General features: G+C 69.4%; 10 protein-coding genes. 4 read left to right on the top strand and 6 right to left on the bottom strand.

Annotated features, from left to right (window positions below; genetic code table 11):
• Positions 1–157 precede the first annotated feature (157 nt).
• Both ACOYR3_RS17770 and ACOYR3_RS17765 read left to right on the top strand, forming a co-directional pair.
• Positions 158–1,279 carry a TRAP transporter substrate-binding protein gene (locus ACOYR3_RS17770; protein WP_422843642.1) on the top strand — a complete coding sequence of 374 codons (1,122 nt, stop codon included), beginning with the start codon at positions 158–160 and terminating at the stop codon, positions 1,277–1,279.
• A complete protein-coding gene (locus ACOYR3_RS17765) occupies positions 1,276–3,990 on the top strand; it encodes a bifunctional diguanylate cyclase/phosphodiesterase (RefSeq protein WP_422843641.1) in 2,715 nt (904 codons plus the stop codon). Before ACOYR3_RS17770 ends, ACOYR3_RS17765 begins: the two co-directional genes overlap by 4 nt.
• Positions 3,991–4,023: 33 nt before the next feature.
• Here ACOYR3_RS17765 and ACOYR3_RS17760 read toward each other — a convergent pair whose 3' ends face one another.
• On the bottom strand, positions 4,024–4,923 hold the full coding sequence (locus tag ACOYR3_RS17760) for a DMT family transporter (RefSeq protein WP_422843640.1): 900 nt from the start codon (positions 4,921–4,923) through the stop codon (positions 4,024–4,026).
• A 94-nt stretch (positions 4,924–5,017) separates the two neighbouring features.
• Between ACOYR3_RS17760 and ACOYR3_RS17755 the strand changes: the two genes are divergently transcribed.
• Together ACOYR3_RS17755 and ACOYR3_RS17750 are read left to right on the top strand one after the other, a co-directional pair.
• The gene (locus tag ACOYR3_RS17755) at positions 5,018–6,004 is read left to right on the top strand and encodes a quinone oxidoreductase family protein (RefSeq protein ID WP_422843639.1); all 987 of its coding nucleotides are present in this window, start codon (positions 5,018–5,020) and stop codon (positions 6,002–6,004) included.
• Complete coding sequence (locus tag ACOYR3_RS17750; protein ID WP_422843638.1) at positions 6,001–6,819, top strand: NUDIX hydrolase; 819 nt, start codon at positions 6,001–6,003, stop codon at positions 6,817–6,819. The genes ACOYR3_RS17755 and ACOYR3_RS17750 overlap by 4 nt, the downstream gene beginning before the upstream one ends.
• Positions 6,820–6,951: 132 nt before the next feature.
• Here ACOYR3_RS17750 and ACOYR3_RS17745 read toward each other — a convergent pair whose 3' ends face one another.
• From ACOYR3_RS17745 to ACOYR3_RS17725, 5 genes are all read right to left on the bottom strand, one after another.
• A complete protein-coding gene (locus ACOYR3_RS17745; protein WP_422843637.1) occupies positions 6,952–9,057 on the bottom strand; it encodes a hypothetical protein in 2,106 nt (701 codons plus the stop codon).
• Positions 9,058–9,575: 518 nt separating this feature from the next.
• Positions 9,576–11,228: a Na/Pi cotransporter family protein gene (locus ACOYR3_RS17740; protein WP_422843636.1), complete on the bottom strand. Its 1,653-nt coding sequence runs from the start codon at positions 11,226–11,228 to the stop codon at positions 9,576–9,578.
• Positions 11,229–11,554: 326 nt separating this feature from the next.
• Positions 11,555–12,391, bottom strand: coding sequence for a phosphodiesterase (locus ACOYR3_RS17735; protein ID WP_422843635.1), 837 nt, complete (start codon positions 12,389–12,391; stop codon positions 11,555–11,557).
• Positions 12,388–13,473, bottom strand: a complete 1,086-nt coding sequence (locus tag ACOYR3_RS17730) for an ABC transporter ATP-binding protein (RefSeq protein ID WP_422843634.1) — start codon at positions 13,471–13,473, stop codon at positions 12,388–12,390. Before ACOYR3_RS17730 ends, ACOYR3_RS17735 begins: the two co-directional genes overlap by 4 nt.
• The gene (locus tag ACOYR3_RS17725) at positions 13,463–14,260 is read right to left on the bottom strand and encodes an ABC transporter permease (RefSeq protein ID WP_422843633.1); all 798 of its coding nucleotides are present in this window, start codon (positions 14,258–14,260) and stop codon (positions 13,463–13,465) included. The genes ACOYR3_RS17730 and ACOYR3_RS17725 overlap by 11 nt, the downstream gene beginning before the upstream one ends.
• Positions 14,261–14,265 lie beyond the last annotated feature (5 nt).

The following is a 14,265-nucleotide window of genomic DNA, read 5'->3' as shown; positions in this document are numbered from 1 at the left end:
ATGACCAGAAGATGAACTCCGCGCGTCGAATCCGCCGTGCGGCCTCGCATGCCTTTGCGGCCCCAGCCGCTGCCGCGGAGCAGGCTTTTGCCGCAAGCCCAGGCGGGCGGGCTGCGCTCTCGGCGCTGCCGGCCATGGTCGTTCACCGGACCCTTCCATGCAGCGGTCAAGGCGCTCTCTGATGCAGGGGCTGGGCGCACGCGCGGCCGCGGCCTGGGCGGTGCTGGCGTGCGGCCTGCCTGCCTGGGCGGCCCCGCCTGCGCCGGCGCTGCCGCCGGCCCCGCCTGCGGTGGTTGCTGCGCCCTACAAGTTGCGTGTGGTCGGCGGGCTGGCGGGCATCAACCAGTACACCCGCCAGGAAGAACCCTTCTGGAGCAAGGAGCTCAAGCGGCTGAGCGGCGGGCGGTTTGACGCCGAGATCGTGCCGTTCGACCGGGCGGGCGTGCCCGGGTCGGAGATGCTGCGCTTGCTGCAGCTGGGGGTCGTGCCCTTCGGCACCACGCTCATGAGCTCGTTCACGGCCCAGTACCCGGAGTACACCGCTCCCGACCTGGCCGGCCTCAACCCCGACATCGCCACGCTCAAGTCCACGCTGGCAGCGTTTCGCCCGTACCTGGAAAAGAGTCTGCGCGACCAGCACGGCGTGGAGGCGCTGGCGATCTACGTCTACCCGGCGCAGGTGGTCTTCTGCAAGAGGCCGCTGCGGGGGCTGGCCGATCTGGCGGGGCGCCGCACGCGGGTGTCGTCGTCCACCCAGGCGGATTTCGTGGGGGCCCTGGGCGGTGTGCCGGTGCTGACCAGCTTTGCGCAGATCGTGCCCAGCCTGACCGAGGGCAACACCGAGTGCGCCATCACCGGCACCATGTCGGGCAACACCCTGGGGCTTGCCACGCTCACTTCGCATGTGCACGCCTTGCCGGTGACCTGGGGGCTGGCGGTCTTTGGCGCCAACCGCGCGGCCTGGGACTCCCTGCCGCCGGAGCTGCGCATGCTGCTGCGGCGCGAGCTGCCCCGGCTGGAGGCCGCCATCTGGCAGGAGTCCGAACGCGAAACGGCCGAAGGCATGGCCTGCAACCGTGGCGATGCCAGCTGCACCAGCGGGCGCAAGGGCAAGATGGTGACGGTGCCGGTCTCGGCCGAGGATGAACGCCGGCGCCAGGAGATCCTGGCGTCCACGGTGCTGCCGCGCTGGGTGCAGCGCTGCGGCGTGCGCTGCGCCCAGGCCTGGAACCAGACCATCGGTCCGGTCCGCGGGCTTCCCGTGGGCACCGGAAAATGACGGACTCCTCCGTCACCCCGCTGCGCATCCGGGCCTTTGTGTGGGCGGCGGCCACGGTGTTCATGGGGGCCGTGGTGGCGGTGGCGGCCGCGCTGGTGTGGAACGCCCGGCAGGTGGCGCTGGAGGACTACCAGGCGCAGGCCACGCGCTTCGTGACCGGGGCGGAGGCCGCGCTCAACCGGTCGCTGCTGGCCGTGGATGTGCTGCTGGCTAGCATGGATGAATTGCTGGGCTTGTCGGTGGCCGTCAATGAATGGATCGATCCGGGCCTGGCCAGCGAGCGGCTGCGCAGCTCGGCCCGGCAAAACCTGATGGTGCGCTACGTGGCTTTGCTGGATGCGCGGGGCACCACGCTGGCCTCCTCGGATGCCGCGGGCAGCGAGCTGCAACTGCAGCTGCCGCCCGGCTTCCTGGCTTCCGTGCTGGAGCAGCCGGTCTCGACGCTTATGGTCAGCCCGCCGGTGGTCAGCTTCACCACCGCCGAGCGCGTCCTGTACTTTGCACGCCACCTGCGGCTGGCCGATGGCGCGCGGGTGGTGGCGGTGGCCGAAGTGCCGGTGGGGGCCCTCAGCTCGGTGCTGGTCCAGGGCGTGGACATCGGCGGCCTGCAGGTGACCCTGGAGCGGGCGGGCGGGCAACTGCTGCTGAGCGTGCCCAACCGGGAGGAAGCCGCCGCCACCGTGCTGAGCCCGCCCTTGCACGAGGTGGCCTCGGCCGGGGAGGACTGGCGGGCGCCTGCACGGCTGACGAGCGAGCCGGCGCTGGTGGTGTACCGGCCGGTCCTGTACCAGGATCTGCGCATCTCCGCGAGCATTCCCCTGCGCGACGCCCTGGCGGGCTGGCGGGACCAGCGCAACGCCATCACGCTCACCGGGCTGCTCTTTGTGGCGATGATCGTGGTGGCAGGGCACCTGGCGCTGCGCTACCTGGACCGCCTGTCGCAGGCGCGCGCCGCCATTGCCCAGTCCAAGGCCACGCTGGACCAGGCGCTGGAGTCGATGGTGAGCGGCTTTCTGCTGCTGGACAGCCAGCACCGCGTGGTGCAGTGGAACCGGCGGTTCGAGGAGATCTTCCCCTGGCTGCGCGGGGCCATCGCGCCGCTGGTGCCGTTCCGCCAGATCATGGAGGAAAACGCGCGGCACTACCTGCCCCGCGCCACGGACGACGAGCGCACGCGCTGGGTGGACCTGCGCCTGCTCAAGCAAAGCCAGCACCTGGAACCCCACGAGCAGGTGCTGCCCGGCGGCATCACCATCCAGACGACCGAGCGGCCCACGCCCGAGGGCGGCATCGTCATCACTTACCACGACGTGACCGCCCTGCGGCGGGCCAGCGCGGAGATCGAGAGCCTGGCGTTCTACGACCCCCTGACCAACCTGCCCAACCGCCGCCTGCTCATGGACCGCATGCAGCAGGTGATTGCGGCCAGCGTGCGCAACGGCCAGTACGGCGCGCTGCTGTTCCTGGACCTGGACCATTTCAAGACGCTCAACGATACGCGGGGCCACGAGGTGGGGGACCTGCTGCTGTGCCAGGTGGCCGAGCGCCTGAAGATCTGCGTGCGCCGCGAGGACACGGTGGCGCGCCTGGGCGGCGACGAGTTCGTGGTCATGCTGCACGAGTTGTCCCCGCGCAGCGAGGAAGCCGCGGCGTTTGCGCGGCGGGTGGGCGAGAAGATCCTGCGCGCGCTCAACATGCCGTACTCGCTGGGGGGCATCAGCTATCACAGCACGCCCAGCATCGGCGCCACCCTGATGGGCGGAGCGCAGCAGCAGCCGGGCGTGGACCCGCTCAAGCAGGCCGACATCGCCATGTACCAGGTCAAGTCGCAGGGGCGCAACGGGCTGTGCTTCTTTGATCCGCAGATGCAGATCGCCATCAGCGTGCGGGCCCAGCTGGAGGCGGACCTGCAGACAGCCCTGGCGTCGCGGCAGTTCGTGCTGCACTACCAGCCACAGTTCCACCTGGACGGGCGCATCGTGGGGGCCGAGGCGCTGATCCGGTGGCTCCACCCCGAACGGGGCCTGGTGGCGCCCGGTTCCTTCATTGCCGTGGCCGAGGAGAGCGAACTCATCGTGCCCATGGGCCACTGGGTGCTGCGCACCGCGTGCGAGCAGCTGGCCGTGTGGCAGCGCGATGCGCGCTTCCGGCATGTGCAGCTATCCGTGAACGTGAGCGCGCGCCAGTTCCGCCAGCGGGACTTCGTGGCCCGGGTGGTCGAAGTGCTGCGGGAAACCGGCGCGCGGCCCCATCTCCTCAAGCTCGAGCTCACCGAGTCGCTGGTGCTGGACGATGTGGACGACACCATCGCCAAGATGGGCCTGCTCAAGACCAAGGGCGTGCGCTTTTCGGTGGACGACTTCGGTACCGGGTATTCCTCGCTCGCCTACCTCACGCGGCTGCCGCTGGACCAGCTCAAGATCGACCAGTCCTTCGTGCACAACCTGGGTGTGCGCCACACCGACGACGTGATCGTGCAGACCATCATCGGCATGGCGCGCAACCTGGAGCTGGACGTGATTGCCGAGGGGGTCGAGACCGCGGCGCAGAAAGCCGTGCTGGCGGACTACGGCTGCCAGCTGTTCCAGGGCTACCTGCTGGGCATGCCGGGGCCGGTGGAGGCGCTGGAAGTACTGCTGCAGGAGCATGCCCACGCGGTGGAGCCGCCAGTGGCCGCGGCCGCCGCGGAAGGGCCCGCCGCCGCTGCCTGAAGACGCCTTGCGGCCCCCGGCCCGGCGGCGCGGTTAGCGCCGCGAGGACACGACGATGCCGCCCACGATCAGTGCGAACGCCAGGCCGTGGAACAGCTGTGGCGTCTCGCCCAGAAAGGCTGCGGACAGGATGCCCGCAAACAGCGGCGTCAGGTTCACGAAGAAGCCCGCCACGGCCGGCCCGGCGCGCTGCACGCCCACGCCCCAGCAGCGGTACGCCAGCACCGCCGGGCCCACGGCGATGAAGGCCAAGGCCGCCGCCAGCGGCCAGCCCCAGGCGATGTGGGTGCGCCCGCTGGCCCATTCCACCCCGGCAAAGCTGCCCGACCAGGCCAGGCCGAACACCAGCTGGGCCATCAGAAAGCCCGCCCAGTCCGCGCGGATGGCTGCCGGCTCGCTGGTGCGCGACAGCAGCCAGCTGTAAAAGGCCCACGACACGGTGGCCAGCAGCATGAACACGTCGCCCGGCACCAGCCGGAAGGCCAGCAGCTGCGCCCACTCGCCCCGGCTCATCACCAGCAGCACGCCGCACATGGACAGCAGCGCGCCCAGCAGCTGCCGCCGAGTCACCTGGGCCCCGAAGAACAGCGCGCCCACGGCCAGCATCCACACCGGCATGCTCGAGCCGACCAGCGTCACGTTGATGGGCGTGGACGTTTGCAGCGCCAGGTACTGCAGTGCGTTGTACAGGCCGATGCCCAGCAGCCCCAGGAGCGCGTAGCGCCGCCAGTGCGGCCATAGCGGGCTGCCCGGGCGCAGCACGCCGTGCGCCAGCGGCAGCAGGATGGCAAAGGCGAGCACCCAGCGGAGGAAGTTCAGCGTGATGGGCGGGATGAGATCGTGGACCAGCCGGCCCGTCACGGCGTTGCCGGCCCACAGCAGCGGCGGTATCACCAGCAGTGCCGCCGTGCCGGGCGTGAGTCGTTGCGTCATGCCCCGCACTGTACCGGTGCATCCCCAGCAAGCCTTGCAGATTCATGGCAGGATGGCCGCCGTTGTGTCCCTCCCGTTACAGGAATCGCCTGCCATGAGCCTCGCCGTCCAGATCCGCCAGCATGGCGGCCCCGAAGAACTCCACCTTGTCGACGTTGCCGTGGGCCAGCCCGGCCCGGGCGAAGTGCGCATCCGCCACCACGCCATCGGCCTGAACTTCATTGACGTGTACCACCGCACCGGCCTGTACCCGCTGAACATGCCCGCCGGCATCGGCATGGAGGGCGCGGGCGTGATCGAGGCGGTGGGCGAGGGCGTCACGCACCTGGCGGTGGGCGACCGCGCCGCCTACGCCAGCAACCCGCCCGGCGCGTACTGCGAGGTGCGCGTGATGCCGGCCAAGTGCGTGTGCCGGCTGCCCGACGCCATCAGCTTTGAAACCGGCGCCGCCATGATGCTCAAGGGCCTGACGGCGCAGTACCTGCTTAAGAAGACGCTGCCGGTGGAGGGCCTGCAGCCCGGCGACGCTGTGCTCTTCCATGCGGCGGCCGGTGGCGTGGGCCTGATTGCCACGCAGTGGGCCAAAGCCCTGGGCCTGCAACTCATCGCCACCGCCGGCTCGGACGCCAAGTGCCAGCTGGCCCTGGCCAATGGCGCGGCGCATGCGATCAACTACGCCACCGAAGACTTTGCGGCGCGCGTGAAGGCCATCACCGGCGGCAAGGGCGTGAAGGTGGTGTACGACTCGGTGGGCAAGGACACCTGGGACAAGTCGCTCGAATGCCTGCGCCCCTTCGGCCTGATGGCCAGCTTCGGCAACGCCTCGGGGCCCGTGCCGCCATTTGCGCCGGGCAGCCTGGGGGCCAAGGGTTCGCTGTACGTCACGCGCCAGACCCTGTTCACCCACATTGCCACGCGCGAGGCCACGCAGGCCATGGCCGACGACCTGTTTGCCGTGGTGGCCAACGGCCAGGTGAAGATCCACATTGACCAGCGCTACCCGCTGGCCGAAGTGCAGCAGGCGCACCGCGACCTGGAAGCGCGCAAGACCACGGGCTCCACCATCCTGACGCTGTCGTGAGCGCGGCACTGCAGGCCTGGCTGCAGGCGGCGCGCCTGCGGGCGCAGCAGCCGCCCGCCCAGCCGCGGGTGCCCTTGCGCGTGGCCGGGCACACCGTGGGCTCGGTAGCGCAAGGTCTTTTGGAAGAAATTGGCCTCCAGCGCTTGCTGGATAAGCGCTACCAGCTATTAAAAGAGGAGCATTCTGGTGCCGCTGCCTGGAGCTTGCAGGTGGCGCCTGCAGAGGCCTCGGACGCCCTCAATGCCCTGGCGGCCGCGCTGCGCGACGCCGGCCGCTGCGGTCCCTGGCGGGACGAGCAGCTGGCGGTATGCAACGCCGCCGGTGAGGTGGTGGGCACCGTGGAGCGCGGGGCCGTGCGCGTGCTGGGCGTGGCCACGCGGGCGGTGCACCTGGTGGGACTGGCGCCAGACGGGCGCATGTGGGTGCAAAAGCGCTCCCTCACCAAGCCCAACAACCCCGGCCTGTGGGACACGCTGATGGGCGGCATGGTCTCCGCCGCGGATTCGCTGCCGCAGGCGCTGGCCCGGGAAACTTGGGAAGAAGCCGGCCTGCGGGTGGACGACTTGCGCCCGGTGGTGCATGGCGGGCAGGTGCTGTTCAGCCGGCCCAGCCGCGAGGGCGGCGGCGTCGGCTACATGATCGAACGCATCGACTGGTTCCGCGCGACCGTGCCGGAAGGCATGGCGCCGCAGAACCAGGACGGAGAAGTCGAACGGTTTGACCTGCTGCCGCTGGATGCCGTGTGCGAGCAGGTGGCACAGGACTTGTTCACGCTGGAAGCCAGCCTGGTGATCGGCGGGTTCCTGGGGTGGTAGCCGCCGCCGCGGCGGTCGCTCGGGCCGGGCTCCGCCCCGTGCCCTCGCGCCCTGCCCGGCGCCACCCGTGTCCCTTGCGTGTCTCTTGCCTTTGCCGCCCGGACGTCTGGGTGCCCGGGCGGCCTGCCGCGCTCAGCGGCTGTTTTTTCTGGGGCGGCGACGGCTGAAGGCGCCGAACGCCCCGAGCCCGGCGGTCAGCAGGGCGGTGCCGAAGCTGCCGAGCGCCGGCACCGGCTTTGCGCCGTCGTTGTCGGTGATGGTGACCACGGCCTGGGCGGTGCCGAGTTCGTAGCCTCCGCCCGCCACCAGCGACAGGATGGCCGGCACATTGCCATCGCCCGCCACGGTGTTGGGCACGGCGGTAACCGTGCAGCTGGCTGTGGTGGCCCCTGCGGGCACTACCAGCGCGGAGGCGCAGGTGGTGGTGTAGCGGTCGCTGGCGGGCGGCGGCACCAAGGCCACGCTGACGCCCCCCGGACCCGCAGCGGTGCTCAACGTCACCTGGCAGGTCGCCACCTGGTTTTCCGCATCGGCCAGCGTGCTGGGCGTGCACGAGAGGCTGAGAACCGGCAACGCCGCCACGCTGTCATCGTCGGAGATGAGCACCGAAGCCGCGCTCGGCGTGCCGAGCTGGTAGCCGCCGGCCGGGGCTGCCAGAGCCAGGGCCGCCGCCACGTTCCCATCGCCCGGGGTGGTGTTCGGCGTGGCCGTGATGGTGCAGGTGGTGCTGCTGGCGCCCTCCGCAATCAGGGCGCTGGCGCCGCAGGTGCTGGTATAGCGGCCGCTGGCGGCGGGCGGCGTCAGGGCCACGCTCAAGCCGCCGGCGGGCGCCGGTGCGTTGGAGGCAATGGTGCAGGTGGACACCTGGTTGGCCGAGTCCACCAGGGCGCTGGGGGTGCATGCCATGGTGACCGTGGGCAGGTCGTCGTTTTGTACCAGGACGCTGGCACTGGTGAGCGCCCCGAGCTCGTAGTCGGCGAGTGGGTCTGGCGTGGCCAGCGCAATGGCTGCGGTGACATCGCCGTCGCCCGGCACGGTGTTGGGCGTGGCCACGATGGTGCACTGCGCCGTCGTGCTGCCGGCCGCCACGGTGAGGGAGGAGCCGCACGTCGTGGTGTAGCGGGTGCTGCCGGCCGGGGGCGTCAGCGCCACCACCACGCCGCCGGCGGGTGCCGGCTGGTCCAGGGTTACCGAGCACGTGGACACGTTGTTGTCGGCATCCACCAGCGCAGTCGGCGTGCAGACCAGCTGCGCCTGGAACTTGGGCAGGCAGGCCGCGCCGTCGCTGCTGTCGCTCATGGTGGTGCTCTGCGGCGCGCCCAGCGTACCGCCGGGCAGCGTCATGAGCTGCGTGGACAGGGTGTTGTAGAACGCCATCTGGCCGCTGAAGAGCCTGCCGGCGGCCCCAAAGGGAAAGAACCCCAGGTTGGTTGCCAAGGAGGTCACTGCGCCGGTCGCCAAATCAATGCGGTAGCTGGTCGAAATGCCCCCAGACGCTCTTGCAATGCCGTAGGCGAACTGCCCGCTGGCATCGATTGCAAAGTCCCCGGATTGACCCCCCGGAATGGGCGCGCTGAGGGTCAGGGTGCTGAGGTATTTGGGCGGGGTCTGGGTGACGTCGATGCGGTACAGCTGGTTCAGTGCGCCCCCGGTCTGGAAGTTCGCCAAGTACATGACGCCGCTCACCGGGTCGATGTCGGCGGCATTGAAGTTGGGCCCCAGCCGCAGGTCTACCGCCCCCGTGACCTGGGTCGTGGCGTCGCTGGCAATGGTTCGGTAGGTGCCCAGGCCGTCCACGATGCCGAGGTTGTCCACGCCCGAACGCCCGTAGCGCAGCATTTCGTAGAAGCGGGTGTGGGTTCGCCATTCGGTCGACCAGGCGCCGCCCTGCAAATCCCAGCCGGGCTCCTGGGTCCCCAGGGCCCGCATGGCGTAGATATAGCCGTCCTTGCCCATGCCGGCGGCCACCGTGGCGCCCGCATTTTTGGACAAATCCCGGGGAGATGCCGTGGGCGCGGTCTGGCCGTCCCAAATGGTGGTGAGTGCCACGGCGCCCGTCGGGGGAATGGTGGCCAATTCAAGAACCGTCTTGGGGGCGGTATTGGCCGTGGTCGCCTCGATATACCGCATGAGATAAAACGACTGCGACGTGGGGGAGCAGCGGGGCAGCGGCGCCCCTGCAGACGCTGCGGCATCCAGCGGAAACAGCTGGGTGAGGGTGGCGGCAGTGCCGGCCAATAAAACTGATGTGAGGGAATATTTGCGAGGGAGCATTTTAGTAACCACTCTCTGGGAAGATCGTGGTCACTTTACTGGCGGGCCTGCTATTGCAGATAGTCCAATATTGCTCAGTTCACCGTGTTTTGCAGAGTTTTAACGTTTGTTTGCAAATAGCCGGAACTCGAAGAAAATATCCGGGTGGCTTTGTATTTTGAGGGTCGAAATGGAGATTAATTGATTTGATGAAGATATCGATAGGATCAATATTTCTGCATTTTGATGGAGCCATCAAAAAATGTGATCGGAGCCTCGGGGGACGCGTATCGTTCAGACCGAGCGGGGCTTTCCGAACGCTCGCCGAAGGGTTGGAGTGAAATCGGGCCGCCGAACTTGGAGCTTTGGCGCCCCGCCTGCTTGCAGGGCGTGAGCCCATGCAAGCAGCCGAAGCTTCCACCCATCCCGATTCGCACTCCAATGCGATCCCCGAGAAATTTTTGAACAGCTCCTAACGGTGCGGCGACGGGGGCTGGCCGGCCTCAGGCCTGGTCCGCCATGGCCCGCAGCCGACTGGGCGCGAGTGCGCCGGCCGATTCGAGGATGGGGTAGGCCACCGAGCACAGCAGCGAGTTGATGCGCTTGAGTTCGCTGATCAGGTCGATGTGCAGCGAGCTGGTTTCAATGCTCTGCACCGTGTTGTCCGACAGGCGCGCCAGGTGCGTGGCGGAATACGCGTGCTCCAGGTCGCGAAAGCGGGCCTTTTCCTCCAGCAGCTTTTGCGCGTCGCGCACGCTGCCGTTGAGGAACACGCTCATCGCCAGCCGCAGGTTGTCGATCAGCCGCGCATGCAGTTCGTTGATCTCCTCCATGCCGGCCTCGGAGAACTGGCGGCCCTTCTTGATCTTCTTGTCCTCGATGTCGATGAGCACGCGCTCGATGATGTCGCCGATCTGCTCCATGTTGATGGTGAAGCTGATGATGTCGGCCCAGCGCCGGCCTTCGCGCTCGTCCAGCGCCTCGCGCGAGATCTTGGTCAGGTAGTACTTGATGGCGGAGTACAGGCCGTCCACCTCGTCGTCGAGCCTGCGCAGGTCCTGCGCCAGCTGCAGGTCGTCGGTGCGGATGACCTTGTGCAGGCCCAGCAGCATGGACTCCACCACATCGGCCTGGTGCAGCGCCTCGCGGGCCGCGCACGAGATGGCCAGCGAGGGCGTGGCCAGGGCCGACGGGTCCAGGTGGTGGGGCCGCGTGCCGGCGGCGGAGCCTTGCTCCTGCGGCAGCAGGCGCTGCACCGCCCGGGCGACCGTGCCGGTCAGCCCGATGCACACCAGGCCCACCACGGCGTTGAACGCCAGGTGGAACAGCACCACCAGGGTGGCGGTTTCCGGCACGTAGGGCCGCACATGCCGCAGCCACAGCCCCGTGAGCGGCGCCATGATGGCCACGCCGATGATCTTGAAAAGCAGGTTGCCCAGGGGCACCTGGCGGGTCTGCACGTTGGCTTTCAGCGTGGTCAGCACCGCCAGCACGCCGCTGCCCAGGTTGGCGCCCAGCACCAGGCCAAGCGCCACGTCGGGCGGGATGCCGCCCGAGCCTGCCAGTGCGGCCGTGAGCAGCACCGTGGCCAGGCTGGAATAGGCCACGATGGCCAGCACGGCGCCCGTGAAGATCTCCAGCAGCAGATCACTGGTGAGTGCGCCCAGCAGCGTGCGCACCGTGGGCGACTGGGTGAGCACCGTGGTGGACTCGGTGATGAGCCGCAAGGCCAGCAGCATCAGGCCCAGGCCGATGAGCACCCGGCCCACGCGGCCGGCGGCCGTGTCCTTGCGCGAGATGAAGAGCACCACCCCTGCGAAGATGAACAGCGGCGATAGCCAGGAAAGGTCCAGCGAGAACACCACGGCCATCACGCTGGTCCCCACGTCGGCGCCCAGCATCACGGCCAGCGCGGCCGGCAGGCCCACCAGCCCCTGGCCCACGAACGAGGAGACGATGAGGGCCGTGGCGGTGCTGGACTGCACCACCGCCGTCACGCCGATGCCTGACAGGACGGCCGTGAACCGGTTGCTGACGCTGCGCGCGATGAGCTGGCGCAAGTTGGCGCCGAACACCCGCAGAATGCCGGTGCGCACCAGGTGGGTGCCCCAAATGAGCAGCGAGACGGCTGCCAGCAGATTCAACAGATGCTTCATGAAATACCGCGTTTGTTCTTCTTGTCCGAACGCCACCCAGCATGCGCCATGCCCCGCGCCGGCACAAGCAGCGGGGCTGCCTGCACCTGCTCGCCGAGGCGACGGGTTCATGCATTTCTGTGCCCGTAGGCAGCAGCGGTCCAGCCAGGGGTGGCCGTGCGGCTTCCGGGAGAAGAGCGCCTGCCACCAAGAGCATGCGGCCCGGATCGTTTGTCACAAAATTGACACACAAGCATACTCCTGATCAAGGGGTGCTGCTGTGATGACCCCGCTGCCCCTGCGGGGTGTGTGACGCGCCGGCCCGGAGGGCGGCACGGCCGGCAATGTCAGTCGATGAGCTGGCCGCCCTCGTGGAACGGGTAGGGGCCAGGGTACTGCCCGCTGGCCGCGGTGTGGCTCACCAGCCGTCCGCCCTCGGGCAGCGCATGCAGGGCAAAGCCGGGGGGCTCCAGAACCCAGGCGGAAGCGGCGTCGGGCGCGACGTCCAGGCACACCTGGTGCGCCGGCGAAGGGGCGGTGGCTGCGATGCTGCCGCCAAAGCGCACCTGGATCGTGCGGTGCAGGTGGCCGCAGATCAGGCGTTCCACCTGCGGGTGGCGCGCCACGATGTCCTCCAGCGCGTTGGCACCTTCGAGCAAGCCGATGGCATCCATGTGGCCGATCAGCGTGCGAAACGGCGGGTGGTGCAGGGCAATGACCACCGGGCGCGCGGGGTGGCGGGCCAGTTCGGCCTCCAGCCACTGCAGGCGCGCCGGGCACAGGCCGCCTTCGCTGGCGCCAGGCACCACGGTATCCAGCGCAATGAGCTGCAGGCCGCCCACGGGCACGCTGTACTGGATGAAGCCGTCCAGGCCGCCGCTGGCCAGGTAAGGGTGGTCGGGGAAGGAGGCGAGCAGTTGCTCGCGGCTGTCGTGGTTGCCGGGCAGCAGGTACACGGGCATGGGCAGCGGGGCCAGCAGGGTGCGCAGGTGCGCGTACTCGGCCGCACGGCCAAAGTCGGTCAGGTCACCGGTGATCACCACGGCATCGGGCGCCTGGGGCAGTCGCCCGATGCTGGCCACAGCCTGGGCCAGATAAGGGGCGGTGTCGATGCGGCCGTAGGCCAGCCGCCCGGGTTCGCGGATATGGGGGTCGGAGAGTTGCAGCAGCAAGGTGGTGGTCATGGGCTCGGCTCCATCGTTCCGTTGGCCGCTTCCAGGCAGGGCATCAGGCGCCCGGGTGCGATGCGCACGGCCACGGTGTCGCCGGTCCGCGCCGGGTGGTCGCGCGCCACGTCGGCGCACAGCGGGGCCTGGTCGGCCAGGGCCAGCGTCAGTTGCACCCGGTCGCCCAGGAAACTGCGGCGCAGGACCTCGGCCTGGCCCCAGCCCTGGCCTGGGTTTGCCGGGCCGACCTCAACGTCCTCGGGCCGTACCAGCAGGGCGGCGTGGCCCTGCAGGGCCGGCGGGCAGGGCAGGTGCCAGCCGCCCAGCGGCAGCCCGTCGGCGGGGCCGGTCTTGCCGCGCTCCAGCCGGTTCACCCGGCCCAGGAACTGCGCCACAAAAGGGTGGGCCGGCGTGCGGTACAGCGTTTCGCCATCGCCCACCTGCACCACCCGGCCCGCGTGCATCACGGCCAGGCGGTCGGCCAGGGCCAGGGCTTCCTGCTGGTCGTGCGTGACGTGGATGGCGGTGATGTGCAGGCGGCGCAGCAGCTCGGCCAGTTCGTCGCGCAGGGATTCCTTGAGCTTGGCGTCCAGCGCGGTGAGCGGCTCGTCCAGCAGCAGCACGCGCGGGCGCACGGCCACGGCCCGGGCCAGGGCCACGCGCTGGCGCTGGCCGCCGGAGAGTTCGGCCGGGCGCTTTTTCTCCAGGCCGTTCAGGCGCACCAGGTCCACCAGCTCGCCCACCGTGCGGCGGCGCTCGTCCTCGGCCACGCCGCGGATCTTGAGGCCGTAGCCGATGTTGGCCTCCACGCTCATCTGCGGGAACAGTGCGTAGTGCTGGAACACCATGCCCACGCCGCGCTGTTCGATGGGGATGTGGGTCACCTCGGTGCTGCCGAAGGTGATGCGGCTGCCCGCGTCGGGCGCCTCCAGCCCGGCCACCAGGCGCAGCAGCGTGGTCTTGCCGCAGCCCGAGGGGCCCAGCAGCGCCAGCACTTCGCCGGGCTCCACGGTCAGGTCGGTGGGCTGCAGGCCGCGCGTGCCGTCGGCATAGGTTTTGGCGCAGTGGGCAATGTCCACGCGCGTGCGTTCAAGTTGCATGGTGTTTTTCGATCAGGGTGCCCAGGGCCTGCAGGCCCCACAGCACGGGCAGGATGACGGCCAGGAAGATCAGCGTGTAGGCCGAGCCGATCTCGATGCGCATGGACGCATAGCTGTCGGCCAGCCCCACGGGCAGGGTGCGGGTGAGCGGGGTGTGCAGCATCCAGGTGAGGTTGAATTCGCCCACCGAGAGCGTGAACACCATCAGGCTGCCGGCCACGATGGCCGGCAGCACCGCAGGCACCAGCACGCCCAGAAAGCGCTGCGCAAAGCTGGCGCCCAGGGAGCGCGCCGCTTCTTCCAGCGCGCGCAACTCGTGGCGCTGGAAGGCCGCGCCCACGGTGCGCACCATGAAGGGCAAGGTGAACACCATGTGCCCGACCAGGATGAAGGCAAAGCTCTGGCGAAAGCCCTGCCAGCTGCCGTAGGCCAGGATCAGCGCCAGCGCGCTGGCCAGGCCGGGCACGGCCACGGGCAGGGTGAGCAGTTCTTCCAGCAGCCGCGCCGCGCGCGAGCGGCTGCGCGCCAGGGCGTAGGCGCAGGGCACACCCAGCAGCAGGTTGCCCAGCACGCACAGCAGCGCCAGGGCAAGCGACCAGCCCACGGTACCGCCGTACAGATCCCACACCTCGCCCAGCCAGCGCGTGGTCAGGCCGCTGGAAATGCCGGTGCTGTAGTTGTGGACGAGGCCGGCCACCACCGAAAGGGCAATGGGGGCGAGCATGAACGCCGCCACCAGCGCGGTGAGCGCCAGCAGGGGCAGGGAGGCTTGTCGTGCAGTGCGCATGGAAT

This window comes from Acidovorax sp. M2(2025), from assembly GCF_049330835.1.
GTDB lineage: Bacteria > Pseudomonadota > Gammaproteobacteria > Burkholderiales > Burkholderiaceae_C > Acidovorax.
Note: the sequence above shows the minus strand (reverse complement) of the source record. Positions and strands in the feature narration are given on the sequence as shown.